24 protein-coding genes and 2 tRNA genes are annotated in these 25504 nt (G+C 64.9%); 13 read left to right on the forward strand and 13 right to left on the reverse strand.

Annotated elements, in window-relative coordinates; all coding sequences use genetic code 11:
- Nucleotides 1-2: 2 nt before the first annotated feature.
- Both A5732_RS01420 and A5732_RS01425 read right to left on the reverse strand, forming a co-directional pair.
- Nucleotides 3-431, reverse strand: coding sequence for a Zn-ribbon domain-containing OB-fold protein (locus tag A5732_RS01420; RefSeq protein WP_076051022.1), 429 nt, complete (start codon nt 429-431; stop codon nt 3-5).
- A complete protein-coding gene (locus A5732_RS01425; RefSeq protein ID WP_076100174.1) occupies nt 431-1576 on the reverse strand; it encodes an acetyl-CoA acetyltransferase in 1146 nt (381 codons plus the stop codon). Before A5732_RS01425 ends, A5732_RS01420 begins: the two co-directional genes overlap by 1 nt.
- Nucleotides 1577-1652: 76 nt before the next feature.
- Here A5732_RS01425 and A5732_RS01430 point away from each other — a divergent pair, with 76 nt between their 5' ends.
- From A5732_RS01430 to A5732_RS01445, 4 genes are read left to right on the forward strand one after another with little or no spacing between them, the layout of a single operon-like run.
- On the forward strand, nt 1653-2462 hold the full coding sequence (locus tag A5732_RS01430) for an HpcH/HpaI aldolase family protein (protein ID WP_142256527.1): 810 nt from the start codon (nt 1653-1655) through the stop codon (nt 2460-2462).
- 32 nt (nt 2463-2494) lie between these two features.
- Nucleotides 2495-3610: a TauD/TfdA family dioxygenase gene (locus tag A5732_RS01435; RefSeq protein ID WP_076100180.1), complete on the forward strand. Its 1116-nt coding sequence runs from the start codon at nt 2495-2497 to the stop codon at nt 3608-3610.
- On the forward strand, nt 3607-4698 hold the full coding sequence (locus A5732_RS01440) for a hydroxyacid dehydrogenase (RefSeq protein WP_076100183.1): 1092 nt from the start codon (nt 3607-3609) through the stop codon (nt 4696-4698). The genes A5732_RS01435 and A5732_RS01440 overlap by 4 nt, the downstream gene beginning before the upstream one ends.
- Before the next feature lie 26 nt (nt 4699-4724).
- Nucleotides 4725-5519: an enoyl-CoA hydratase/isomerase family protein gene (locus A5732_RS01445; RefSeq protein WP_171974939.1), complete on the forward strand. Its 795-nt coding sequence runs from the start codon at nt 4725-4727 to the stop codon at nt 5517-5519.
- 18 nt (nt 5520-5537) lie between these two features.
- Here A5732_RS01445 and A5732_RS01450 read toward each other — a convergent pair whose 3' ends face one another.
- Entirely contained in the window at nt 5538-6725 is a 1188-nt protein-coding gene (locus A5732_RS01450; RefSeq protein ID WP_076100188.1) for an amidohydrolase family protein, read from the reverse strand.
- A 191-nt stretch (nt 6726-6916) separates the two neighbouring features.
- Between A5732_RS01450 and A5732_RS01455 the strand changes: the two genes are divergently transcribed.
- Nucleotides 6917-7717 carry a TetR/AcrR family transcriptional regulator gene (locus tag A5732_RS01455; protein ID WP_076100190.1) on the forward strand — a complete coding sequence of 267 codons (801 nt, stop codon included), beginning with the start codon at nt 6917-6919 and terminating at the stop codon, nt 7715-7717.
- On the opposite strand, the gene A5732_RS01460 is transcribed toward A5732_RS01455, so the two are convergent.
- Complete coding sequence (locus tag A5732_RS01460; RefSeq protein ID WP_076100193.1) at nt 7706-8866, reverse strand: acyl-CoA dehydrogenase family protein; 1161 nt, start codon at nt 8864-8866, stop codon at nt 7706-7708. The genes A5732_RS01455 and A5732_RS01460 overlap by 12 nt on opposite strands.
- 104 nt (nt 8867-8970) lie before the next feature.
- Here A5732_RS01460 and A5732_RS01465 point away from each other — a divergent pair, with 104 nt between their 5' ends.
- Nucleotides 8971-9990 carry an acyl-CoA dehydrogenase gene (locus A5732_RS01465; RefSeq protein ID WP_076100195.1) on the forward strand — a complete coding sequence of 340 codons (1020 nt, stop codon included), beginning with the start codon at nt 8971-8973 and terminating at the stop codon, nt 9988-9990.
- Between the two features lie 4 nt (nt 9991-9994).
- On the opposite strand, the gene A5732_RS01470 is transcribed toward A5732_RS01465, so the two are convergent.
- Complete coding sequence (locus A5732_RS01470) at nt 9995-10906, reverse strand: enoyl-CoA hydratase (protein ID WP_076100198.1); 912 nt, start codon at nt 10904-10906, stop codon at nt 9995-9997.
- Between the two features lie 125 nt (nt 10907-11031).
- On the opposite strand from A5732_RS01470, the gene A5732_RS01475 reads away from it, so the two are divergent.
- The 3 genes from A5732_RS01475 to fadD4 are packed head-to-tail and all read left to right on the forward strand — an operon-like array spanning nt 11032 to nt 14299.
- Nucleotides 11032-12117: an NAD(P)H-dependent amine dehydrogenase family protein gene (locus A5732_RS01475; RefSeq protein ID WP_076100201.1), complete on the forward strand. Its 1086-nt coding sequence runs from the start codon at nt 11032-11034 to the stop codon at nt 12115-12117.
- Complete coding sequence (locus A5732_RS01480; RefSeq protein WP_171974936.1) at nt 12114-12767, forward strand: nitroreductase family protein; 654 nt, start codon at nt 12114-12116, stop codon at nt 12765-12767. The genes A5732_RS01475 and A5732_RS01480 overlap by 4 nt, the downstream gene beginning before the upstream one ends.
- A gap of 11 nt (nt 12768-12778) precedes the next feature.
- Complete coding sequence (gene fadD4 / locus A5732_RS01485) at nt 12779-14299, forward strand: fatty-acid--CoA ligase FadD4 (RefSeq protein ID WP_076100245.1); 1521 nt, start codon at nt 12779-12781, stop codon at nt 14297-14299.
- Between the two features lie 281 nt (nt 14300-14580).
- Here the strand turns inward: fadD4 and bcp are convergent, their stop codons facing one another.
- Nucleotides 14581-15054, reverse strand: a complete 474-nt coding sequence (bcp, locus tag A5732_RS01490) for a thioredoxin-dependent thiol peroxidase (RefSeq protein ID WP_076100247.1) — start codon at nt 15052-15054, stop codon at nt 14581-14583.
- A 104-nt stretch (nt 15055-15158) separates the two neighbouring features.
- Between bcp and A5732_RS01495 the strand changes: the two genes are divergently transcribed.
- Complete coding sequence (locus tag A5732_RS01495) at nt 15159-15386, forward strand: DUF3618 domain-containing protein (RefSeq protein ID WP_065055665.1); 228 nt, start codon at nt 15159-15161, stop codon at nt 15384-15386.
- Here the strand turns inward: A5732_RS01495 and A5732_RS01500 are convergent.
- From A5732_RS01500 to A5732_RS01515, 4 genes are all read right to left on the reverse strand, one after another.
- Nucleotides 15373-17112: a DUF3556 domain-containing protein gene (locus A5732_RS01500; RefSeq protein ID WP_076100205.1), complete on the reverse strand. Its 1740-nt coding sequence runs from the start codon at nt 17110-17112 to the stop codon at nt 15373-15375. The two genes, A5732_RS01495 and A5732_RS01500, sit on opposite strands and share 14 nt — an antisense overlap.
- A gap of 157 nt (nt 17113-17269) precedes the next feature.
- Nucleotides 17270-17536: a hypothetical protein gene (locus A5732_RS01505; RefSeq protein ID WP_065055636.1), complete on the reverse strand. Its 267-nt coding sequence runs from the start codon at nt 17534-17536 to the stop codon at nt 17270-17272.
- Nucleotides 17537-17668: 132 nt separating this feature from the next.
- Nucleotides 17669-17744, reverse strand: a tRNA-Lys gene (locus tag A5732_RS01510).
- A 209-nt stretch (nt 17745-17953) separates the two neighbouring features.
- Nucleotides 17954-19192, reverse strand: coding sequence for a GNAT family N-acetyltransferase (locus tag A5732_RS01515; protein ID WP_076100208.1), 1239 nt, complete (start codon nt 19190-19192; stop codon nt 17954-17956).
- A 198-nt stretch (nt 19193-19390) separates the two neighbouring features.
- Between A5732_RS01515 and A5732_RS01520 the strand changes: the two genes are divergently transcribed.
- The 3 genes from A5732_RS01520 to A5732_RS01530 all read left to right on the forward strand — a co-directional run bounded on the left by A5732_RS01520 (nt 19391) and on the right by A5732_RS01530 (nt 24066).
- Nucleotides 19391-21778 carry an MMPL family transporter gene (locus A5732_RS01520; RefSeq protein ID WP_076100210.1) on the forward strand — a complete coding sequence of 796 codons (2388 nt, stop codon included), beginning with the start codon at nt 19391-19393 and terminating at the stop codon, nt 21776-21778.
- Nucleotides 21779-21791: 13 nt separating this feature from the next.
- A complete protein-coding gene (locus A5732_RS01525; RefSeq protein WP_076100212.1) occupies nt 21792-22694 on the forward strand; it encodes a DMT family transporter in 903 nt (300 codons plus the stop codon).
- A 175-nt stretch (nt 22695-22869) separates the two neighbouring features.
- Nucleotides 22870-24066 carry a L,D-transpeptidase gene (locus tag A5732_RS01530; RefSeq protein ID WP_076051004.1) on the forward strand — a complete coding sequence of 399 codons (1197 nt, stop codon included), beginning with the start codon at nt 22870-22872 and terminating at the stop codon, nt 24064-24066.
- Between the two features lie 6 nt (nt 24067-24072).
- Here the strand turns inward: A5732_RS01530 and A5732_RS01535 are convergent, their stop codons facing one another.
- The 3 genes from A5732_RS01535 to orn form a co-directional block, all read right to left on the reverse strand.
- Nucleotides 24073-24456 (reverse strand): hypothetical protein, encoded by a 384-nt coding sequence (locus A5732_RS01535; protein WP_076051003.1) that lies wholly within the window; start codon nt 24454-24456, stop codon nt 24073-24075.
- A 119-nt stretch (nt 24457-24575) separates the two neighbouring features.
- A tRNA-His gene (locus A5732_RS01540) sits at nt 24576-24651 on the reverse strand.
- 55 nt (nt 24652-24706) lie between these two features.
- Nucleotides 24707-25354, reverse strand: coding sequence for an oligoribonuclease (gene orn, locus A5732_RS01545; RefSeq protein ID WP_076051002.1), 648 nt, complete (start codon nt 25352-25354; stop codon nt 24707-24709).
- Between the last annotated feature and the right edge of the window lie 150 nt (nt 25355-25504).

Here is a 25504-nt window from a genome sequence, read left to right on the forward strand (position 1 = left end):
CCCTATTCCTTCCCAACATCTGCTGCGACCGGCCGGAAAACCGGGACAACAAAGCCGTCATCGTCATCGCGAAAGGCAATGGTGAGTTCCATCTCGGCACAAAGGGTTTCGGCCGGGCAGTCTTCCAGAACCGTCATCAGGCGGGGACCCTCGTCGAGATCCACCATTGCCACCACATACGGCGTGCACGTATCGAAGGGTGCCGCATTCTGGTGCACCACGGTCCACGTGTAGAGCCGCGCCCGCCCGGACGCCGGTGCCGGGGCGACGTCCTCGCTCCAGCAGTGCGGACAGAACGGACGTACGTACAGCGAGTTCTTGCCACACTCCGAACAGGTGTTGATCATCAGTCGGCGATCCTGGATGGACTGCCACCACGATTCGCTGTCGCAATCGATGGTGGGCCGGTTCGCGGCCACCGGCACGTCCATCACTGCCTCCCGAGGATCATCGTGGCGCTGTGCGTGAAAAACCCGCCCATCGCATGTACGCATGCCAGACTCGCGTCGTCAACCTGTCTGGGCCCGCATTCGCCGCGAAGCTGCCGGGTCGCCTCGACCATGAGGAACATGCCGCGCATCCCTGGATGGCAGGAGGCCAGACCGCCGCCGTCGGTGTTGGTCGGTAACGCCCCACCCGGACGCAGCGCGCCCGACGCGATGAACGGTCCGCCCTCGCCCTTGGCGCAGAAGCCTAAGTCTTCCACCGTGAGCAACACGGTGGAGGTGAACGAGTCATAGAGCTGACACACATCGATGTCGGCTGGGGCGACGCCGGCTTGCGCGAACGCGCGGGGGCCAGACAGCGCTGCGGCCGACGTGGTGAAGTCGGCCCACTCGCTCATGCTGACATGCGATGTCGAGTCGGCTGCACCGAGAATCCAGATGGGCTCCTTGGCGCAATTCTTGGCCACTCGCTCGCTGGCCAGCACCACCGCGCCGCCGCCGTCGGTGCGCAGGCACACGTGCTTGGAGGTGAAAGGATCAGCGAGCATCGGTGCAGCGGCGACCTCGGCGGCGGTTATCCGGTCTCGCTCGAATGCGTTGTCGTTCATCGCCGCCCACTCGTGGGCCGCGACCGCGACTTCGGCCAATTGCTCTGCGGTGGTGGCGTATTCGATCATGTGACGCCTGGCGACCATCGCATACTTTGCGATCAGGGTCGCGCCGTATGGCGCCTCGTACTGCATGGCGCCGCCGGTGCTCATCGCCGCCGCCGATGCGCGCACGCGGCGCTTGACGTCCGAGCGTGCCGTTGATCCGTATGTCAGCAGTGCCACGTCGATCGCGCCGGCGGCGATGGCGTCGGCGGCGTGCCCCGCCATCACCTCCCAGGACGATCCGCCGACGTTGGTCGCGTCGACCCAGGACGGTCGCAGGCCGAGGTATTCGCTCACCTCGACGGGTGGCAGCAGGGTCCCGTGACCGCCGAAACCGTCGACGTCATCCTTCGTCAGACCGGCGTCGGCAATGGCGCGGCGTGCGGACTGGGCCATCAGCGCCAGCGCGGTCTTGTCCGGCACCCGTCCACAATCCGACAGGCCTGCTCCCACGATAGCCACCCGGTTCGCTGGCATACGTAATGGTTACCACATTGATAATGCCGTTAACGACTTGGTGGAATGAACGTTCTCAGTGGGCTACCGTGAGCGTGTGCGTAAACCACTGCGCGAGGCATTGCGCGGCGACGAGCTGGTGCTGTGTCTGGCGCTGATGAGCGCTCGCACTCCCGATGTCCCCGCGATCGCAGCAGCCTGCGGATACGACGCGGTCTACGTCGACCTCGAGCACACTTCCACGTCGCTGGAGACGGCGGCGATGCTTTGCGCGAGCGCATTGGGCGCAGGAATCTCGGCGTTGGTCCGCGTGCCGTCTCATGAGCCGAGTGTCATTGCTCGTGTCATCGACAACGGCGCAACTGGAGTCATTGTGCCGCACGTGAATTCGAAAGAAGAAGCAGCAGCTGTCGTCGATGCCGCGCGGTTCCCTCCGATCGGACACCGCTCCATTTCCGGGCCCAATGCGGTCAGCGGTTACCAGCCAAGGTCACCGGCCGAACTCACCGCGGTCCTCGAGCGTCGTACGGTGGTCGCGGTGATGATCGAGACGCCGCAAGCGGTCGACGCCGCAGACGCCATCGCGGCTGTCGAGGGTATCGACATGATCCTTCTCGGCCCCAGCGATCTAACCGCCGAAATGGGCATCCACGGCGAGTATGAGAATGACCATTTCCGCCATGCAGTAGAATCGGTCGCGGCGGCTTGTCGTGCACACGGCGTGGCGCTGGGAATAGCCGGCATTAAGTCCGTTGACCTGCTGAAACGCTTCACAGATCTGGGTCTGCGTTTCATATCGGCAGGTACGGACATCGGGATGATGACCGAGGCGGCGATCGCCCGCGCAGACGCATTGCGAGAGCTCGGCGGCCGCCGCACAAGTAGTACCGACGGACTACCCGGATAGCCGAAAGCCTCGCCGCCACAACAGGAGGACGGATGCCCACCGCGATCTACACCGAGCAAGTCGCCGATTCGATGGCCTGGACCGGCGCCGATTTCTCGAGCAAGGACGATTTCGCTTTCGACCTTTCAGCTCGCAATGTGGCTGCCCTGGAGTCGATCCTGGCCAAGACGTCGAACAAGGACCGCGACGACATCACCCCCGAGGATGCCCGCCACCCCGATCTTGACGACGATCTGGCGAGGCTGTACCGGGGCCTGATGTTCGGTAAAGGCCTGGCGTGTGTGCGCGGATTTCCGGTCGAACAACACTCGATCGACGAGCTCGAGCGCATCTACTGGGCGTTCTGCACCCACCTCGGCTACCTGGTATCCAACAACTCGTTCGGCCACCGAATGGTTCGGGTCCAGGAGGAGATACTGCCGAACGGCGTCCAGCCCGCACGTGGCACCAAGTCGCGCGCGGAGCTGGCCATGCACAACGACGCCGCCGACATCCTGTCGCTGCTGTGCGTCTACCCAGCGGCCACCGGAGGCGAAAGCCAATTCGCGAGCGGGCCGGCGGCGCACAATCGGATTCTCAACGATCGGCCCGATCTGCTTCCCGTGCTGTACCAGGGGTTTCCGCACCACCGGCGCAGCGAGCAACCCGATGACCAGCCGGACGTGACGCCGTACGACGTCCCGGTGTTCTCGCAGATCGATGGCAGGATCTGCATCAACTTCACCTACAGCAGCATCCTGCCGGCGATGCGCACCCTCGGCCGGGAGTTCACACCCGAACAGACCGAGGCGATCGAGTTGCTCCGAACCATCCTCGTCGAGCAGCAGGTCGAGTTCCGGCTCGAGTCGGGCGAGGCGGCCGTCGCCAACAACTTCGCGATGTGCCATTCGCGTTCCGACTTCGTCAGCAGCAACGATCCGAAGAAGGCTCGCTGCTTCCTGCGCGCATGGATGGAGGTGCCGCGCGAAGACCGGCGACTGCCGATCGGCCGTGAGTACTTCCACATGGAGAACAAGGACCTGCGCCTGGGATATGACATAGTCCCGGGCCGGGACGGCTCGATCGCGCGCAACGACTACAAGAACGTCAACGCCGAACTCGCCGACATGTTCAAGGCGGCACAGGCGAAGCCCAAACTCAAGCGATGAGCCAAAGCCCGAGCCCGAGGCTCGTCTACGAACGATGGACCGACCCTGTCGCGGGGGGCATTCTCGAGGCGGCCGACATCGACGTCGTCAAACTCGACCTGACGGCTCCGGCTGAAGATGGTTGGGCGGTAATGGAATCTGCCCATGGATACCAGGTCGCCACGCGCACCGATGTGGCGTCGCTCCCCGACGGCGAACAGTGGTTGGTGGGGCCTGCGCTGGTCCAACGCTGCGATCAGCTGTTGGCCGTCTGTTCGGCGGGTGCCGGCTATGACGTCATCGACGTCGAGGCGTGCACACGGGCCGGAATCGCCGTGTGCAACAACTCCGGTCCGGGCGCGGAGGCCGTCGCCGAACACGCGTTGGGCTTCATGCTCGATCTTGCCAAAAAGATTACAATCGCCGACCGTGCGCTACGCAGCGGACCGCTCGGCGACCGCCTGGCCTTGCGGGGGAGTCAGTTGCTCGGCAAAACGCTGGGGGTGGTCGGTCTCGGCGCCATCGGCAGGCGCCTTGTGCAGTTGTGCGCGCCGTTCGGGATGGAAATCCTGGCCCACGATCCGTATGTCGACGAAGCAAGCGCTGCCCAGCGCGGTGTGAGCCTAGTCGAGCTCGGCGAGCTGGTCGAGCGGTCGGATTTCATTCAGGTCACCTGCCCACTAACGGCCGAGACACGCGACCTATTCGGTTCCGCACAATTCACCGCGATGAAGCCGTCGGCGTTCTTCATCACCACCGCCCGCGGTCCCGTCCACGACGAAGCCGCGCTCTACGACGCGCTGGTCGCCCGCGACATCGCCGGAGCGGGCCTTGATGTGTTCCACGAAGAGCCGCCGCGGCCCGAAAATCCGTTGCTTGCACTCGACAACGTGGTCGCAACGCCCCACGTCGCGGGCATCACCGTGGAAGCCGCCCGCGACCTCGCCGTCGCCACCGCGACCCAATGGCAGGTGATCTTCGGCGGCCGGATGCCGCCCCGCTTGCTGAATCCGGATGTATGGCCGAGCTACTGTGAGAGATTCAACGAGATCTTCGGATTTCGTCCCAGCGCCGCAACGGCTTTGGAGAAAGAGAGCCACAGCAGGTGACGGAGTACGACACCCTCGAATTCGAGATGCGCGGCCACACGGCGTGCGTGACGCTGAACCGACCCGAGGTACTCAACGCGATCAATGACGAGATGATCGCGGAGCTCGCCCAGGTGTACGCCGAAATCGAACGCTCCCAGGAGATCTGGACGGTAATCATTACCGGCGCCGGACGCGCGCTGTGCGTCGGGGCTGACGTCAACAAGGCTGCCGACCACGACATGGAGAACGCGGCTGGCATCGATAACCAGGGGGAGCCCATACTCAGCTCGATGCGGCAGTGGGATGCGCCGCAGGAGGCGACGCCGCCCTGGCTTCAGATGACCAAGCCGATCATCTGTGCGGTGAACGGGATCGCCTGTGGCGCCGGAATGGACTTGGTTACCACCGCCGACATCACGATCGCGTCCGAGCGCGCTACGTTGATGGATCCCCATGTCAGCATCGGCGTGAGCTCCGGACGCGAAGGGGTCCGGCTCGCCCGGATCCTGCCGCTGCCGGTGGCGATGCGGCTGATCTTGATGGGCAAGCACGAGCGACTCGACGCCCAGCGGGCATACGACTTGGGAGTCTTCACTGAAGTGGTGGACCACGACACGCTCATGGATCGGGCGTGGGAGATCGCCGAGATCGTGAATGCGAATGCGCCACTGGCGGTGCGCGGTTCGCGCATGGCCGTTCGCAAGGGGCTGACACTGCCCATCTACGAAGCCGAACTGCTCGCCGAGAACTACCGGATGAAGGTGGCGCTGACCAAGGACGCCATCGAGGGCCCGCGCGCCTTTCTCGAGAAGCGTAAACCGGAGTGGAAGGCGCTGTAGCGCAACGACTCCAGAACGCTACGCCACACCGAAGAACGTCTTTGCGTTGGTCGACAGCACCTTGCGCTTGGTCTCCTCGTCCAGGCCCTCCGTCGCCTTATTGGCGACCTCCATGCTGTGCGGCCAGTTGGTGTCGTTGTGCGGGTAGTCGGTCTCGAACATGAGCTGGTCCTCGCCGACGAGGTCGAGGATGCGGAAGGCGACCGGATCGCCGAACGTGGAGAACCACACGCGGCCGGGCACTTGGGTGCTCGGTGGTTCGGTCAGCAGCGGGTGGATTCCGCCCCACGCCCGCCGGTCCTCCCAGACTTCGTCGACGCGCTGCAGGTAGTAGGGGATCCAGCCTGCTTGGGCCTCGGCGAACGCCAGCTTGAGATTCGGGAATTGCCTGAGCTTGCCGGAGAACAACCAGTCCACCATCGCGATGGTGCAGTTGACCGCCATCAGCGCGCTGGTGACGACATGCGGAGAGTCGGGCGAGGACTTCGTGAGCGATGAACTCGATCCGATGTGCAGCATGATGCCGACCTGGTTTCGCTCGCACGCCGCGAAAAACGGGTCCCAATAGCCGCTGTGAATGGACGGCAGATCCAGACGTGAAGGCAGCTCGGAGAAGCAGATCGCGTGCATGCCACGGGCGGCGACCCTGTCGACCTCCTTCGCCGCGAGCTCGACATCCCACAGCGGGATGATGCCAAGCGGGATCAGCCGACCGTTCGAGCTGCCGCCCCACTCATCGATCTGGAAGTCGTTGTAGGCCTCCACACACAGCTTGGCGAGCTCCTTGTCCCTGCCATACAGGAAGCGTTGGCCACAGAAGCGGACAAGCGTGTTGGGGAAGCATGCCGAAGCCTCGATGCCCGCGATGTCCATGTCGGCGAGCCGGTCTGCCGGGCGAAAGCAACCCGGGCGCATCTCGTCGTAGGTGATCGGGTCGGTGGTGAGCTCGTCCAACTCGTAGCCGGCCGCCGCGCTGATGAGCGGGATCGGGATGACCGCATCCTCGTAGTGCCAGATGTCCGCGTCGCGGCCTTCGTCGTCCTCGACGAAAGCGACATCGGAAGTGACGGACGGATCCATCCGCCCGCGGGTGCGAACGATCCGCGGTCCGATGTCGCGATATCGCTCGGGCAGCCGGCTGGTCCACAGGTCGGCAGGCTCTACCAAATGGTCGTCCGGCGAGACGATTCGGATGTCTGTGCTCAACGCTGACTCCTTCGAGGGGAGGGACTTCAACTCCGAAACCCTGATTCCCGCAGACGAGAATAACCGTTTCCACAATATCGCATGGCCGTGCGTTCGCCAGCCCCGCACCGGCACGCTTCGGGAGGCCAGCCAACATACCGGTGTAGGTTGATTGGGCGAATCCGCCTGGTAACGCGTATTCTCAAGCAATCATGACTGCGAAGAAGCGCCCCGGACAGGACAGCGAAGCCAGCCTCGAGATCGTTGACGCCGACCTCGACGAGATGCCGACGAGCTGGCAGGAACGAACGATAGAGCGGCGTCTTTCCGCCGCGCGGGCCCGTGCGCTGGCACGCAGCTCGAGATTCCTTGCCACTGCGCTGGAGTTGGTCGAGGAGTCTGGACGCGCCGATTTCACCATCCAGACTCTCATCGACCGGTCGAACCTGAGCCTGCGCGCGTTCTATCAACACTTCGCGGGCAAGGAAGAGCTTCTGCTCGCGCTTTACGAGAACGCCACGAGTCAGTTCATCGAAGCGATCCGCCACGAGGTCGCAATGGCGGATGGTCCGATGGAACAACTCGAGGCGTTCTGTCGGGGATTTCTCTCCCGGGCGGAGTCATCCGAGGCGATCGGCGGACGGGTGATGACGATCTACAACTTGAGCTTGGAGATTGAGCGGCCTGCCGACTTCGCCAAGATCTGGGAGCCGCATCAGAAGCTGCTCACCAAGATCCTCACCGCCTGCTCGCGTGCCGGGTTGATTCGAAAAGATTTGACACCAGCGCAGTTGACGACGCTGCTGAACTCAACGCTCATTGCCCTCGCCCAAATCGGGGTGTTCCACCTGGGGGTCAAGGGAGCAGAGCTTGCCGAGGACCAGTTATGGGCCTGGTGCAAGCAAGCCCTCACACCGCCGGTGGATTCGGCCAAGGCCAAGCCCAAGGCGGTGGCCGCCAAGACTCCGGCGAAGCGAACCACTGCTCGCAAGCCTCGCAAGCTAACGGGGTAGCCCCAGCCCGCGCTGGGCGATTATGGAGCGCTGAACTTCGCTTGTGCCCGCGTAGATCGTGGTGCCCAACGCGAACCGCATGAGATATTCGAAGCGGCCTTGCTCCCGGGCCGTCGGCTCGAAGTAGCTTCGCGCCGCGTCCGGCCCTACCAGTTCCATGACGTCCTGGCTGGCCCGCACGAGTGCTTCGGTGCTGAAAACCTTCGACATCGGTCCCTCCGCTACCGGGTTCTGGCCGGTCTCGGTCATCCAGACGCAGCGATGCAGGAGCAGCCTCGAAACCTCGTCTTCCATTGCCACCCTGGCGATTCGCCGCCGAACGTCTGTGTTGGCGAGCTGAAGCGAACCGTCGTCGGCTTCAGTGGTCGCGGCCCAATGCTCGACGTGCTGCAGCAGCCGAGAAATATGCGGCCCCCATCCGGATGCGTGTTCGTCTTGCAGCGACAACCCCATCACCTGCCAGCCGGCGTCGACATCGCCGACGCGCCACTCGTCTGAAACGCGGACGTCGCTGTAGAACGTGATGTTGGTGCGTTCGCCAGAGAGCGTCCATACGGCCTGGGCTTCGAATCCCTCGGAATCGAGCGGGACGAGGAACATGGTGAGTCCCTTGTGCTTGGGCTTGTCGGGACTCGTGCGTGCCAGCAGGAACACGTAATCGGCGATGTGACCGTTTGTGGTGAACATTTTGGAGCCGTTGATAACCCATTCGTCGCCCTCGCGCACGGCCCTTGTGGTCGCCGCCGCGACATCCGAGCCGCATTCGGGTTCGGTGAACCCCAGTGCGATGGTGATATCGCCTTTCATCGCACCGCCGAGAATGCGGTCCTTCATCTTCGGCGTGCCAACGGCTCGGATGATCGACGCCACCATTCGAGTGGTCTCCGACAGGTACATGGGCGCTTCCGCTCGCATGAGTTCCTCTCGAAGGACCTGCTCGTCCCATGCATCGCGGTTCTGGCCGCCGAATTCGGTAGGCCAGCTCGGGGCGAAATAACCTTCGTCCACCAGCCCCTTGGCGAAATCGTCGTCGTGGGAAACGCCGCTGCGGTAGATCCGCTCCTCGGACTCGGACGTGATCACTTTCGCAAGGTAGCCGCGTACTCCGTCGCGGTATGCCGCGGTGTTGGCGTCGAGCTGAAAGTGCATGGATCAGAACCAATCTGTCTCACAGCGGGGCCGGGGGCGGCATGCGCGATAATGCTACTCTCATTTGTGAGAGTAACCATATCCGCATGTGATAGGACCTGAGTGTGGACTTGAGCCTTTCGGGCGAACAGGGTCAGCTCGTCGACTCCTTTGCCGCGATGTATGCGCGCGAGTCGACGTCTGAGCGGGTGCGGGCCGCGGAGCCCTTGGGTTTCGATTCCCGGCTGTGGAAGGCACTGCTGGAGACCGGTGTGGTGCAGATGGCCGTCGGCGAAGCCGCCGACGGATGGGGTGCAACCGAGCTCGAATTGGCCTTGATCGCTGAGCAGTACGGTCGGGCGGTCGCCTCCGCCCCCGTCATCGAGGCCCAAGTCGCAGCCAGGCTGCTCGCCGGGTCTGGTAACACCGGCGCGGGTCTGCTGGCCGATGCGATGGCGGGTTACAAGCTCGTCAGCTTTGCGCCGCGCGTCGCGCGTGACCGCGTACTCGGGCTCGTACCCGCCGGGGCCGTGGCGGATGCGGTGGTGGCGCTGTTGGGCGAGCGGCTGATCGCGGTGCCGCTCGGCGAGAACCGTCGCCTTGTGCAGAATCTCGGGTCGCTTCCGCTGGCCGACATCACGGTCGACGACGACGTCGTGGTTCTTGCCGAGGGAGACGATGCGAGGCGGATGTTCTCCGATGCACTGGATCTGTGGCTCACGCTGACCGCTTCGGCTCTCGCGGGCGCGGCGAAGAAGGCCGTCGAACTGGGTGTGGACTACGCCAAGCAACGACATGCGTTCGGGAACCCGATCGGATCTTTTCAGGCGGTGTCTCATCCGTTGGCGGACAGCGCCACTGCGGCCGACGGCGCGCTGTTGCTGGCGTTCGAGGCGGCGTGCGCGTTCGCCGACGAGCCCCAGCGCGTCACTGAGTTGGCAGCCATGGCATTTGCGTTCGCATACGAGACGGCGCGCGACGCGACACAGCGCAGCCTGCATATCCATGGTGGCTACGGATTCTCCATGGAAGGTGACATCCAGCTGTACTACCGCCGGGTCCGGGGGTGGGCGATGGTGTATGGCGAATCGGCCGTTGCCCTCGACCGCCTCGCGGACGCGCGCTACGGAGCCGTGGCGAATTGAACGGCTATTGCGCCTCGGCACGCACTCGGTCTTTGACCGAAAGGACTATCGGGGGAGCGGCTCGCCAATTCGGCACTCCCTGCTCCTCGCCGGCGGTGGCACGCTTGTCATCCCGTACGCCGACCCAGTGTGAGTGGTTCAGCTGGTGCAGGGTGAAGCAGGACTGCAGGGCGTTGTAGAAACCCATGTTGTCCACGGACTGGTTGACCGACTCCTTGATGAGCAGAGCGGCCATCGTCGGCACCGTGGCGATGCGCCGCGCCATTTCGAGTGTGCGGTCGGATAACTCCTCTCTTTTGAAGATCTTGCTGACCATGCCGAGTCGGTAAGCCTCCTCGATGTCGATCGCATCGCCGGTCAGCATCAGTTCCTTGGTGCGACGGGGGCCGAACTCCCATGGGTGCCCGAAGTACTCCATGCCACACATTCCGAGCCGGGTGCCGACGACGTCGGCGAAGCGCACCTCTTCACTTCCCACGATCAAGTCGCATGCCCAGATCAGCATCAGGCCTGCAGAGAACACATCTCCGTGGACCTGCGCGATCGTGATCTTGCGCAGGTTTCGCCAGCGCAGGTTGTTCTGGAAGAAGTAGTGCCACTCCTGCAGCATGATCTTCTCCGCGCCCTCGCGGGTCCCGCCGTTGATGGCCGCTGTCGGGTGCTGGCCCGGTCCGGGGGTGAACTCGGCGCGGGCCTGCTTGGAGCCGATGTCATGGCCAGAGGAGAACATGGGACCCTCGCCGGCGAGGATGACGACGCGGACGGTGTCGTCGGCCTCAGCGCGGGTGAAGGCATCGTCGAGTTCGACCAACATGCCGCGGTTTTGCGCGTTGCGTTGCTCCGGTCGGTTCAACGAGATTCGGACGATCTGGCCGTCGTCGAACGTCTCCCACTTCAAGAACTCGTAATCGCTCATTGTCTCCTCCAAGGTTCTTCTGATGCGGCAATGGTGTTATCAATATCTGAGAAGGTATGTTCTCACAGATCAGGGTGGGTCAATCGGGAAGGGCGTGGATGACGGACTGCCAACGTAGACCGCGGGTGATTCTCTGGGGTCCCGGTCAAGTCGGGGTAGGCGCTTTGCGCGCGCTGATCGCCCATCCGGGGTTGGACCTCGTGGGCGTCGTCGTGCACGCCAAGGCCAAAGAGGGCAAGGATGCGGGCGATCTGTGCGGAATGCCGGTGACCGGCGTCATCGCCACCCGTGAGGTCGATGCCGCACTGGCTCTCGACGCCGACGTGGTCGCCTACTTTGCGTCTGGGGACTACCGGTATCACGAGGCTGCGCAGGACATCGCCCGCTGCCTGCGCGCAGGGAAGAACGTCGTATGTACGTCGCTGGTGCCGATGTGTTATCCACCCGCCGCCGACAAGCAGACCGTCGATCTCATTTCGGCGGCGTGCGAGGAGGGCGGCACGAGTTTCTTCAACAGTGGCGTTGATCCCGGCTGGGCCAACGATGTTATCGCGTTGACGATGACGGGATTCAGCAGCCGAGTCGACACCATCACCATGCTCGAGATACTCGATTACGGCCCCATCAACCAACCCGACATCATGTTCGACTTCATGGGATTCGGCCACCCGCCAGACCATCCGGCGCCGTTGTTCGACACCGCGCGCCTCGCCGCGTTGTGGGCGCCGATCGTACATCTGGTAGCCGACGGCGTCGGCTTGCCGCTCGACCGCGTCGACACCACCATCGAAAAGTGGCTGGCGACAGAGCGGTACGAAGTGGCGTCGGGATGGGTCGAGCCAGGCACGATGGGCGGGATGCGATTCAAGCTCGCAGGAACGGTCGACGATGAGGAGCGGGTGGTGCTAGAGCACATCACCCGCATGGGCGAAGGGTCGGCTCCGGAGTGGCCGCGGCATCCGTCGCCGCACGGTGGTTACCGCGTAATTGTCGACGGCCTACCCACATACACGGTTGACGTTGAAATGCACGGACGGGGAAACAATATGCGGGGGCTGACGTATGCGACTGTGATGCGGGAACTCAATGCGATTCCGGCAGTCATCGCAGCGCCACCGGGTCTCCTGTCGACGCTGGATCTACCGCTTATCACCGGCCCGGTCCGCGGCGGGACTTGGCAGGGCGTGCTGCCCGCGACGGCGAAGTCATGAGCGAGCAAGCTGTCCCCCGGACATCGGCCGACCTGTGGGAGGTCATGCACACCGCGTCCAGCGTGCGGCGGTATCGCGACGAACCCGTCTCCGACGAGCTCATCGACACATGTCTCCGTGCGGCGAGCTGGGCTCCGTCCGGAGGCAATCAGCAGCCATGGAAGTTCGTGGTCCTGCGATCGGCGAACTTGCGCGACGTGATCACGGCCGCGGCCCACAAGACATGGGACGTGATGACCGAGTTCTACTCGATCTCGCTGCCTGACAACGACACTGACGACCCCAAATCGCGCGTACTGCGAACAATGGCCGAACACATGAGAGTTGGTGGCGCGGCGCCCGTCCTGGTGCTGTTCTGCGTCCAGCCGCAACGAGGCACCACCGAACTACAGCAGGGCGGCTCGATCTTTCCGGCGGTGCAGAACTTCCTTCTGGCCGCCCGCGCGCAAGGACTTGGCGCGGCGATCACCCTGTGGCACGGGTCCTGCGAGAACGAGCTGCGGTCGATGGTCGGAATTCCTGACGACTGGAAGATCGCGACCCTGCTGACGGTGGGCTGGCCGCGCGGCCGGCACCACGCCGTGCGCCGCAAGCCGCTATCCGAGGTGGCGACGATAGATCGCTGGGACTCGCCCTGGCAGACCGGGTGAATGACGCACGGATGGACCTCCGCGATCACGCCGCGTCGACGAAACCCGCTGTAATACTTCACCCTTCTGGGGTGACGGTGAGTTTCGACGAACTCGAGGCCAGCGCGAATCGGCTGGCCCATTATTTGCGCCGGCAAGGTCTTGCGGCGGGAGACACGATTGCCGTCGCGATGGAGAACAACGAGCACATCCATGCGGTGATGTGGGCTGCGAGGAGAAGCGGTCTGTACTACACGTTGATCAATACGCAACTGAGCGCCGCCGAAATCTCCTACATTGTGGGTGACAGCGGAGCGAAGGCGATCATTTCGTCAGTGGCGATGCGCGCTGTGTGCCAACAGCTGTCGGAATCACTCCCGCGTGGATTGCCATCCGTGGCGCTTATCGCCGACGGTGAACTTGAAGGGTGGCGACGCTATCCGGACTGCGTGGCCGCCATGCCAGCGACATCCCTTGCGGGTGAATGCGACGGGCGGCTTCTCCAGTACTCGGCCGGAAGTACCGGACGTCCGAAGGGGATTCGCCGCGCATTGGAGGCCGCCAGCTCTGTTCGAACGAGTTTGTCGACGCCCGTCTTCGAAGCACTCGGTGTGACAAGCGATTCCGTGTACATGAGTCCAGCGCCGACGTATCACACCGCACCGGCGATGTGGACGATGGCTGCCCAGGCCGTTGGCGCCACCACCGTCATGATGGAAGCGTTCGATGCCGAGGGCGCGCTGGACTGCATCGAGCGGTACGGCATCACCCATGCGCAGTTCGTCCCGACGATGTTCGTCAGGATGCTCCGGCTTCCCAAGGCGACGCGAATGCGGTTCGACCTGTCGACGCTTGAGCGTGTGGTTCATGCCGCCGCGCCGTGTCCACCCGAGATCAAGCGGCAGATGATCGAGTGGTGGGGTCCGATCGTCGATGAGTACTACGGCTCCTCAGAAGGCGCGGGTATCTCATTCATCCGCGCCGAAGACTGGCTGCGCCACCCGGGTTCGGTGGGCAAGCCAATGCTGGGAGTGCCGCACATCCTCGACGAGGACGGCAACGAGCTCGCAGCGGGACAGGTCGGCGACATCTATTACGAAGGCGGCTATCCATTCGAATACCTCAACGATGCAGAAAAGACCGCTGCGGCACGCAATTCAAAAGGCTGGGCGACCGTCGGCGACGTCGGCTACCTGGACGACGACGGCTACCTGTACCTCACTGACCGTCGTCATCACATGATCATCTCGGGAGGCGTCAACATCTATCCGCAGGAGACCGAGGATGCCCTGGTGTGCCATCCGCTGGTGGTCGACGCCGCGGTGTTCGGCGTATCGGACGAGGTGATGGGGCAGTCAGTCACGGCGGTAGTTCAACTAGTCGATCCGGCGCAGGCCACGCCGCAGCTCGCCGACGAGTTGGTGGGGTGGCTGCGAAATCGGCTAGCTCACTACAAGTGCCCGCGATCGCTGTACTTCGAACCGCGGTTGCCACGCAGCGACGCCGGAAAGTTGTACAAACAAAACCTGATCAGCAAGTACTCGCGGCGCTGAGCTCGGCCTGGCCTGACTTCGGCGAGCGGAAAGGCCTCGTCACAGATTTGTTCGACGGCCGGCTCTAGCACCGCCCTGGGTAGTGATGTTTGGGCATGTAGCACAACGCCTTTCAGCCATAACGACAACGAAATTGGTGGTTCGTTATCGCTGCGCGCTGCCGAGTTGGCTCGCTGGGGTGTTCAGCCGAGGGCTGTAGCAGACCCGCCCGTGAGCAATGGGTAAGTGCTACCCAAGATAATTACACAGTTGTTATTTGCACAAGGGAGAACGTGGAGCGGTTAGATCGACAATTCTCGCCGCAGCTTGGCGACGTGGCCGGTGGCCTTGACGTTGTACTGCGCGACGGCGATCTTGCCCTTCTCGTCGACCACGAACGTCGAACGGATGACGCCGGTGACCGTCTTGCCGTACATCTGCTTTTCGCCGTACGCGCCATAGTTGGTCAGGACCTTGCGCTCGGGGTCGGACAGCAGCGGGAACGTCAGTTTCTCGGCGTCGCGGAACTTGGCGAGCTTCTCCGGCTGGTCGGGGGAGATCCCGATGACCGCGAGGCCGGCCCCGTTGAGCTCGGCCAGACTGTCCCGAAAGTCGCACGCCTGCTTGGTGCAGCCGGGCGTCGACGCGGCCGGGTAGAAGTACACGACGACGCGACGCCCCTTGTAGTCGGCCAGGGATACCTTGTTGCCGTCGGCGTCGGGCAGGCTGAAGGGGGGCGCTTTGTCGCCCGGTGCAAGCCGCGTGGTCTCGGTCAAGGTGGGTCCCTTTCTGTTCACCGGAGCGTTGGGGTTACCGCCAGCTGATCTAGGGTAGTTCGGGCAGGTGCATGTGCCGGATAGTGGGCGACTTGGAGGACACAGTGGCGGACCGGGATCCCGAAGCCATCAAGCAGGACATCGACGTCGCCCGTGACCAGCTGGCGGCCACCGTCGACTCGCTTGCCGAGCGGGCCAATCCTCGGCGGCTCGCCGACGACCTCAAGATCCGGGTGATCGGATTCGTGCAGAAGCCGGCGGTGCTGGCGTCGCTGGCCGGGGTCGGGGCCATCGTCGTGGTGGTGGTTGTGCGCCGTGTCAGGAATCGGTGACGCGGCCGGCCTGAACGTACACCGGAATGTCGTCGGCCCAGGGCTGATTGGTGGCCATGTCGTTGACGTGGCAGTAGCCGCGCTCGAATTCGCCCGTCGCCGCGTCGACCAGGCGGTATTCCTGCCGCTGGTGGTGGATGGGCTGGGCGTCCAGGATGACGACCCGCACCTCGCCCGGCTCGAACCCGCACCGCTGCTGCAGCGCCTCGATCAGGCACTCGTTGTGCATGTGCCCGTCGCCGAAGTTCCAGCCGAGAACCATTGAGCACAGGACCTCGCCCTCACACAGGTTGTAATCGTCCTCGTCGTAGTCGGCCATGGCCCGGTGCGCCAGGGTGAGCAGCGCGCGTCCGTGCGTGTTCATGCCGCGGAACGCCAGGGCGAGGTGCAGCGGGATCAGGGTCTCCTCTTTGCTGCCGTACAACCGCTCGAGCTGCAGGTGCTGCATCGGGCCCAGGGCGCGGGAGCCGACGCGGAACTTCTCGTCGGCCGACGGCCGCACGCACCACAGTGTGGTGTCCCAGTTGCCGGCGTAGTACCGCATGCCGGGCAGGAACGAGACCTTGCGCGGGTAGAGGTTGCCGAGGGCGACGGTGCCGGCGATGACCGCGAACAGGACGGCGATCGGCAGCGGGTGGGCGATGTCCGACAGCCCCAGGGGCGCGTGCGCGACGAACAGCCACAGCACCCCGAAGATCATGAACACGTTCCACTCCAGCGGGACGCCCATCGGGAAGGCCAGCAGGATGTTGAGGTGGAACACGATCATCACGAAGGCTGCCAGCGTCGTCGGCCACCCGCCGTGTGAGAAGAGCAGCACCAGCGGTACCAGACCCTCCACCGCGGTCGAGAAGTGCGCGATGAAGCCCGCCAATGCGCTGGGCCGCAGGTCGTCCGGATGGTGCTTGAACATCGACCGCTTGAGCGGGCCCGAGGGGATGAACGGATTGTTCGCCAGCATGGTCGAGATCACGAACGGGAAGTGCTTGTTCAGCTTCGAGGTCGCCGCGCCCAGCCAGATGACCATGAACACGACCTTGGCGCCGACGACGATGTCGGACCCGGCGAACAGAAACGTCAGCGCCAGCGGCGCGTAGACCTCGCCCCGCGCGGCCAGAAAGATCACCTTGTCGCGCAGGCTGAGCACGGCCAGCACCGCCAGAATCGCAACGGTCCGCCACCCCGGCAGCACGCCGATCTCCGTGTGCAGAGCGGGAATTGGCCCGCTGCCGTCGGCCAGCAGCGCGGACACGAGCAGCACCAGCAGCATGCCGTACAGCAACGCGTCCAACGGAGTCCGGTTGCTGCCGTTGGTCAACGGCACCCGCGTCGGCCAGGGCGGCAACCGGATAGTGCCGGGCCGCAGCCAGTACAGGATCGACCCCATCGGGGGGAAGTAGCGCCCGGCCAACGGGCCGAAGCAGCAACCGAGGCCGATGACTTCGAACAGCATCGTGTAGAGCACGGCCTTCTGAAACACGATCGGCTCCGACCACCACGCGCCGACCTGTGTGAAGCCGCCGATGCCGGACGTCGACCAGGCGAACAGCCATGCGCCGAGGATGTACAGCGCGATCTTCACGCCGTACATCACATGCATCACCAGTGGGGTGCCGAAGCCGTGCTCGGCGATGTGGCGCGCCATCGGCACAATCCGCTCGGCGCGCGGGCGGGCGCTCCACTCGGTCATGTCGACGACGGGCAGGTTGGGCCGGATGAACCCCATTGCAGCTCCTTCGGCGCAGCGTGTCTCAAGGGGGCCTATCGGCGCTTCTGGCGCCAATCGGTGCCAGCAAGAAATTACCTGCAGGAGGGGCTTTTGCGATGCGATACGACGGCAAACGGGTAGGGGCCCGGCGTCGCCGTGGCGACGGTGGTTCGGCCTACTCCCAGCCTGGCGGGTCGTTCTCGGCCATGTAGGCCTCCCATGCGGCGCGCCGCAGGGTCCGGGTGTGCAAGTCCTGGCAGATCGCCTGCGCCTCGGCGGCGGTGATGGCCCGGCCCAGGTCGTGGTGCACAAAGCCGTCGTCGACGCGCTCGGCGCGGAAGCCGCCGGTCGAGACCGCATGGACTCGATATTCGCTGCGGTCGTCGATGTTGGCATGGAAGTGGCCGTCGTAGGGTTCGACCCACTTCAACTCAGTTTTCACAAGTCCCCTCTGAAAAACCCCGTCGCAGAGATGGTAGGGCTCGCAGGGGAGCTGGGAAAAGGATTTCTCGGAGATTGTTACCCAACGGGCCAGCCCCGATAGAGGTAAAGAAGCCCCCAATATGTGGTGGGCTGGTGCGCCGTCAGGGTTTCGAACCCCGGACCCGCTGATTAAGAGTCAGCTGCTCTACCAACTGAGCTAACGGCGCATGTGGTCGGCCGAGACCGCGTAGGCGACAATAACAGGCGTTGCGCCACGGAGTGAAATCCCGACCTCGTTCCAGGATAGCTGCCCGGGGGTGGGCAAGCCGGGAAACGTCCGGGCTCGCGCTCGCCAGCCGTGGCCCCGGCCGCCGTCGACTTGTCGCCGCCAAATCCCCTGTTGTGGTGAAAGACACTGTCGTGTAACGAATTACGTCTACAACACCGTGCCGGTGTACGGTGCCCGGTCGGTGCTGAAGGCCGCGTCAAGCTCGCCCAGCGCTCCCTGGCGAACTTCGGTGATGCGGTTGGCGCGGGCCAGTTGGGAAGCCCGATGAGCCCCCATGTAGATGGTGGCCAAGTCGGCCAGCCCGATCTCGATGTGGGGGGACCCGTCGTGGGGCGTGCACTTCCCGGCGCCGCCGCGGATCTGTAGCTGGAAGCGCCCGCCCGCCAGCTCGAGCGGGTCTGTGACTTCCAGCACGATGTCAGCGTCGGCGCCGTAGGTTCGGGCCCCGAGCGCTTCGGGGACGTCGTTGATGCGCACCCATAGGAAGTCGCTCACGCCCTTGGTTTCGGCGGCGCGCTGGTCGACGAGTTTGAGCGGCAGCGGATCGTCGGGGGGCACGTCGATCTCGATGCGATAGAACATCTCCAAGACCAGGAGAGTCTGCAACAGCTCGGTGTGCGCTTCATCGGTGATGGGGCAGAAGTCCTCGACGACCACGGTGCCCAGCGGCGGGCGGAACGCGTGCTGGTGCGAGCCGACGACCCGGTAGGTCAAGAAGCCGTCGGGGTGGATCGTGTAATGCAGCGCAGATCCGTTGCCGCGCTGGGTCGGTCGGTCGTCCAGCGAGTCCGCCCACCACGCGTCGTCCCGGGATATCGCGCCATTGGTTGCGGCACACCATCGTTCGTAGAGCCCGGGCAGATGCCGTCGTGCCTCGGCTGCGTTGACCTCGCGCGCCCGAATCCGGCTGGGCTTGTCGCGCAACTTCGCGAAGCGGCGGTCGATCGCATAGGTGTGGCTGTAGCTCGAGACGCCGGCACCGAAGCCGTCGTACATCGCGGTCTGCGTCGGAACGCCACACACGATCGGATAGCCGCGGTCCAGCAGTATTCCAAGTCCCTTGGCGCTGAGCTGCGCCCAAAGTCCCTCGCCCTGATGCGTTGACGCGACGGCGATCATCGTCAGCCACGCGGCCCGCAGATTTTCACCACCCGGCACGGTGAGCCGCGAACGGTAGATGATGGACGTTCCCACCAGATTGGGATGGTCCGGATCGGAGACGTCCTCGGCAATGAGAATGTCCTCGAGGCTGACTCGGCGTTTCCACGCCTCGAAGTCTTCGGGCCCCACGGGGTCGCCGAATGTCCGGGCCTGGTTCTCAAAAACCGCCTGCCAGTCGTCTTCGGTGGGATGCCGGATATTCGTGCCGTCGTCCGTGTCGTCCATTGCGCATCCAATCTGGTTGTAGCCCAGGCAAACCGGCACTGCGCGCAAGTACCGAGTGCGCTTCTACGTTCGATACCCGAGTGCCCGAGCGTCAAACCTCGATCCGAACATCGGGAGCGCGCGCCACGAATAGGCGCTGATGTGAGCAATTCAATACCGGACGGATCAAATGGCGCGGTTTCGGGTAGGCGGTAGGCCATGCTGCAAGTAATCACCCGGCTTGCCATCGCTGCGCCGCGCCGCCTCATCGCGATCGCGGTGCTGGTGTTTTTGGGCGCCGCGATCTTCGGGCTTCCGGTGGTCAACGGCCTTTCCGGCGGTGGTTTTCAGGACCCGACGTCGGAGTCATCGCGGGCGACCGGCACCCTTCGGGACAAGTTCAACCAGACGGATCAGCAGATGCTGATCGTCGTCACCGCCCCGACGGGCGCCCGCGGCGAGCAGGCCCACCGGGTCGGCACCGAGATCGTCGACCAGCTGAAACGTTCGCCGTGGGTGCTGAACGTGTCGTCGGCGTGGACGTCGCCGCCGGCGGCCGCCGCCCAGCTGATCAGCAAGGACGACAAGTCCGGAATGATCGTGGCCGGCCTGAAGGGCGGGGAGAACGACGCGCAGCGATACGCCAGCACGCTGACCAAGGACCTGGTGCATGACCGCGACGGCGTCACCGTGCGCGCCGGCGGGATGGCGGTGGCGTATGCGCAGATCAACGACCAGAACCAGCGTGACCTGCTGCTGATGGAGTCGATCGCGATTCCGCTGAGCTTCGCGGTGCTGGTGTGGGTGCTCGGTGGTTTGGTGGCCGCGGTAATGCCGATCGTCTTGGGCGCATTGGCCATCGTGTGCACCATGTCGGTGTTGCGGCTGATCAGTTTCGCCACCGACGTGTCGACGTACGCCCTGGACCTCAGCATCGCGATGGGCCTCGCCCTGGCGATCGACTACAACCTGCTGATCATCACCCGCTACCGCGAGGAACTGGCCCGCACCGAGGACCGCAACCGCAACCAGGAGCTGATGCGGCAGATGGCCCGAAACCAGGCACTGATGCGGACCATGGCCACCGCGGGCAGGACGGTGTTGTTCTCTGCCACCACGGTCGGGTTGTCGATGGCGGTGATGGCGCTGTTCCCGACGAATTTTCTGAAGTCGTCCGCCTACACCATCGTGGCCACCGCGGCCATCGTCGCGATTGCGACCGTGGTCGTCACCCCGGCCGCAATCGTGCTGCTGGGGCCGCGTTTGGACACGATGGACGCCCGCCGAGTGCTGCACCGCATCCTGCACGGGCAGCGGCCGTTCCGCGATCACGCGCACCAGCCGCTCGTGGCGCAGTTCTGGTACCGCTCGACCAAGTTCGTGCTGCGCCGCGCCCTGCCGACCGGCCTGAGCGTCGTCGCGCTGCTGTTGTTGCTGGGGGTGCCGTTTCTGGGCGTGAAGTGGGGCTTTCCCGACGAGCGCGTGCTTCCTCGATCGGCGTCGGCGCGCCAGGTGGCCGACATGCTGGACACCGATTTCGCCAGCGGGTTGGGGAACGCGGTGTCGGTCGTCGTCCCCGACGCCCACGGCGTGACCCCCGGTGACCTGCAGCGCTACGCCGCCGAGCTGTCCCGGGTGCCCGACGTCTCCGGGGTCAGCGCACCGACCGGGACGTTCGTGGCCGGAAACCGGGTGGGGCCGCCCGCAGCGGCCACCGGCATGGCCAACGGCGGCGCGTTCCTCACCGTGGACAGCACGGCGCCGCTGTATTCGCCGGCCTCGAACACCCAGCTGGATCGACTGCATCAGGTCGGCGGGCCGGCGGGACGGTCGGTGCAGATGACCGGCCTGGCCCAGATCAACCGCGACAGCGTCGATGCGATCACCACGCGACTGCCGCTCGTGTTCGGCCTGATCGCCCTGATCACCTTCGCGCTGCTGTTCTTGCTCACCGGCAGCGCGGTGCTGCCGCTGCAGGCGCTGGTGTGCAACGTGCTGTCACTGACGGCGGCATTCGGGGCGATGGTGTGGATCTTCCAGGACGGCAACCTGGGTGCGCTGGGTACCACGCCCAACGGAACACTGAACGCCAACATCCCAGTGTTGTTGTTCTGCATCGCTTTTGGGCTTGCCATGGACTACGAGGTGTTCCTGGTCTCGCGCATCCACGAGTACTGGCTGGCCTCGCAAGCCGGTCGGGAGAAGACGCCGACCGACGCGGAGGCGCGCGCGGCCACCGACGAGAGCACCGCGCTGGGCATCGCCGGCATCGGCCGGGTGGTCACCACCGCCGCGGTGGTGATGTCGATTTCCTTCGCCGCGTTGATCCCCGCGCACGTGTCGTTCATGCGAATGCTGGGTCTGGGCCTCACGCTCGGTGTGCTCGTCGACGCCACCTTGGTGCGAATGGTGTTGGTGCCGGCCTTCATTCACCTGCTTGGCCGCTGGACGTGGTGGGCTCCACGTTGGTCGGCGTTGTTGCGGGACCGGTCCGCGACGGGGGAGGGCGAGGCCGTCGCGGTGGGCCGGCGTCGCTGGGCCGCCGACGCGCCAAGGGTGCCCATGACCAGAAGGTGGCCCACCAGAGCCGCACCCGGTCGAAGTTGATACGGAAACCCTGATGGCTCATGCGAATATCGCCGCACTGCTGGCATTGAGCTCCGCGCTGTGCGTGGCGAGCGGCGACGTGCTGCAGCAGCGCGCCGCGCACTGCATCGCCGACCGGTCGGTCGGCACCGTCGAACTGTTCGCCGGCCTGCTGCGCAATGCGCGGTGGTGGTGGGGCGCACTGCTTTTGGTGGCGAGCATCGCGCTACAGGCCGCGGCGCTGGGTGAGGGCTCGGTGCTGATGGTGCAGGCGCTGTTGATGTCCTCGGTGCTGTTCGCGCTGCCCATCAACGCCTGGTGTTCGCACCGCACCGTGACCGGCGGCGAATGGGTGTGGGCGGCTCTGCTGACGGCGGCGGTGGTCGTGGTCGTGGTGGTGGGCAACCCGGAGGCCGGTCATGCGGGCGCCTCGCTGCGAACCTGGGCCGTCGTGGCCGTCGTCCTCGGGCCGCTGCTCGTCGGCTGCGTGGTGGCCGGCCGGATCTGGGGCGGCTCGGCGGCCGCGGCGCTGTTCGCCTTCGCGTCGGGGTCGCTGTGGGGCGTCTTCGCGGTGCTCGCCAAGGAGGTCGTCGCCCGGCTGGGCGACGGTGCGGGCGCGGTGGCCCGGACCCCGGAGCTGTACGCGTGCATTCTGGTCGCGGTGGGAGGCGTCGCGTGGAGCCAGTCGGCGTTTCGGGCGGGTCCGCTGACCGCGTCGATGCCGACCCTGCAGATGTCGCAGCCCGTGGTGGCGGCGGTGCTAGGCGTCGTCGTGCTCGGCGAGACGCTGAACACGGGGCGCGCCGGGATGATCGGCCTGGCGGCGGCCGCGTTGGTGATGACGGCGGCCATCGTCAAACTCGCGCGCGTCGAGGCCGTCAGCACCCGCGACATGGTCGACGCAGAGCTGCACGACGAGGTCGGCTCGCCGGCCTGATCGGGCCGCGGCAGGCCCTGACGCGGTCCGAATGACGAATTCATTGCGGTGGTGACACCGATCGGCAGTCCCGCCTCGCATACGCGTAGGAGTGTCGGCAAAAGCCATTAGAATGCCTGCAGCTACCTCGCTGGTCAGCGGTGACCAACTGGAGATTCATACGGAAGGTCACTGGATGGCGCATTTGCGGAGACGACGATCGTGGCTGGTAGCCGCGATGGTTCCGATTGCTGTCTTTGCCGCCGCCTGCAATGGCAACCACGCGGCTGCACCGGTGAAGGTCATCTTCGACAAGGGCACCCCGCTGGCCGACCTGCTGGTCCCCAAGCTCGCCGCCTCGGTGACCGACGGCGCCGTCGGTGTGACCGTGGACGCGCCGGTCACGGTGACCGTCGCCGACGGCGTGCTCGCGTCGGTCACCATGGTCAACGAGAACGGAAAGTCGATCAGTGGGCAGCTCAGTCCCGACGGGCTGCGCTGGTCGACCACCGAACAGCTCGGCTACAACCGGCGCTACACGCTGAACGCGAAGGCGACCGGCCTGGGCGGCGCGGCCAGCAAGCAGATGACCTTCGAGACCAGTTCACCGGCGCACCTGACCATGCCCTACATCAGCCCGGCCGACGGCGACGTGGTGGGCATCGGTGAGCCGGTGGCCATCCGCTTCGACGAGAACATCGCGAACCGCGCGGCCGCCCAGAAGGCCATCAACATCACCACCAACCCTCCGGTCGAGGGCGCGTTCTATTGGCTCAACAACCGCGAAGTGCGTTGGCGCCCAGAGCGTTTCTGGAAATCGGGAACAGCGATCGATGTGGCGGTCAACACGTACGGGGTGGACCTGGGCGACGGGATGTTCGGCGAGGACAACGTCAAGACGCACTTCACCATTGGTGACGAGGTGATCTCGACGGCCGACGACACCACGAAGACGGTGACGGTGCGGGTCAACGGTGATGTCGTCAAGACCATGCCGACGTCGATGGGCAAGGACAGCACCCCAACGGCCAACGGCGTCTACATCATTGGTGGGCGGTTCAAGCACATCATCATGGATTCCTCGACCTACGGTGTTCCGGTCAACTCGCCCAACGGATATCGCACCGAAGTCGACTGGGCCACCCAGATGTCCTACAGCGGCGTCTTTGTGCACTCCGCGCCGTGGTCGGTGGGCGCCCAGGGCCACACCAATACCAGCCACGGGTGCCTGAACGTGAGCCCGAGCAACGCCGAGTGGTTCTACGACCACAGCAAGAGTGGCGACATCGTCGAGGTGGTGCACACGGTCGGGCCGACGCTGCCGGGTATCGAGGGGCTGGGCGACTGGAACATCCCGTGGTCGCAGTGGAAAGCGGGTAACGCCAACACCTGAGGCGCGTCAGTCGATCTTCTGCCAGGTCCCGCAACTGCGCGTCATGAACGCGGCGTCGGTCGGCAAGATCCGGACCACCTGCTGGCCGTCGCCGACGTTGTTGTCGATGACGTCGTTGGTGTTGAAACTGCGCAGCCTGGCCCAGTAGCACCCCGACTTGCCGCCATCGGTGCGGTAGGTGCCCGCGGCGATGTCCTTGTTGACGATGAAGGTGCCGTTGTTCTCGATCGAGGTCTTGGGCCCCGGCGGGGGTGGCGGGGCGACGGTCTTCGTCACCGTTTTGGTCTCGGCCGGCACCGTCGACGTGACGGTCATCGTGGTCTGAGTCGACCCGCCGCAACCCGCGAGGGATAGCGCGACCGCCGCGACAGCCGCTGCCCCCGGGCGCATGCGCCGGGGTTGGGACAGGGCGGGACGTTGGCTGTTCACTGCTTTCCACTCACGGGTGCGTTTGCGCGGAGACGTTAGCACCATAAAAAGGTCAGGGAGCGGTGATGCTCCCTGACCTGTGGGGTGAGTGACGGGACTCGAACCCGCGACATTCAGGATCACAACCTGACGCTCTACCAACTGAACTACACCCACCACGGCCGCAAGCCGACCCTCGCACGATGACGGTCAACGAGCGGCGACGTCGATACTAGCCGGTTGGCGGCGCGCTGGCCGAATCGCTTGGCCCCGGTGCGTCTTTTCCGTCGCCGAGGGCGGTGGCTACGGCCTCGATTTCGCTGGTAGACGGCCCCGGCGGCACGACGAACGCGGTTCGCCGGTAGAACTGCAGCTCGCGGATGGATTCGTGGATGTCGGCCAGGGCCCGGTGGGCCAGCCCCTTGACGGGCTGACCGAAGTAAATCCGCGGATACCAGCGCCGGCACAGCTCTTTGATCGAGCTCACATCGATCATGCGGTAGTGCAGGAACGAGTCCAGGGCGGGCATGTCGCGCATGAGGAAGGCGCGGTCGGTGGCGATGGAGTTGCCGGCCAGCGGCGCCGTCTTGGGCTGCTTGACGTGTTCGCCGATGTAGTCCAGCACCATCGCCTCGGCGGTCGCCAGGTCGACGGTCGATGTCCGCACCTCGTCGGTCAGCCCGGAGCGCGAGTGCATTTCGCTGACCACGTCGCCCATCGCGGCGAGCGCGGCATCGTCGGCGTGGATCACCACGTCGACTCCCTCGCCGAGAATGTTCAAGTCGGCGTCGGTCACCAGCGCCGCGATCTCAATCAGCTTGTCCGAGCCCAGATCAAGCCCGGTCATCTCGCAGTCGATCCACACCAATTCGTCTCGCACAGCGCTCAGACTAGTGGCGATCGCAAGTGCGGCGGAGCCGGGCGCCGCGGGGCGCCACCATCGGACTAGGCCCAGCTGACGCCCGCGCCGGACCTCGCCCCCGGATGAGCTGGAGAAGTAGGGTGAGCGTTGTCGAACTGCATGCCGAAT

Source organism: Mycobacterium colombiense (genome assembly GCF_001953985.1).
Classification (GTDB): domain Bacteria; phylum Actinomycetota; class Actinomycetes; order Mycobacteriales; family Mycobacteriaceae; genus Mycobacterium; species Mycobacterium colombiense_B.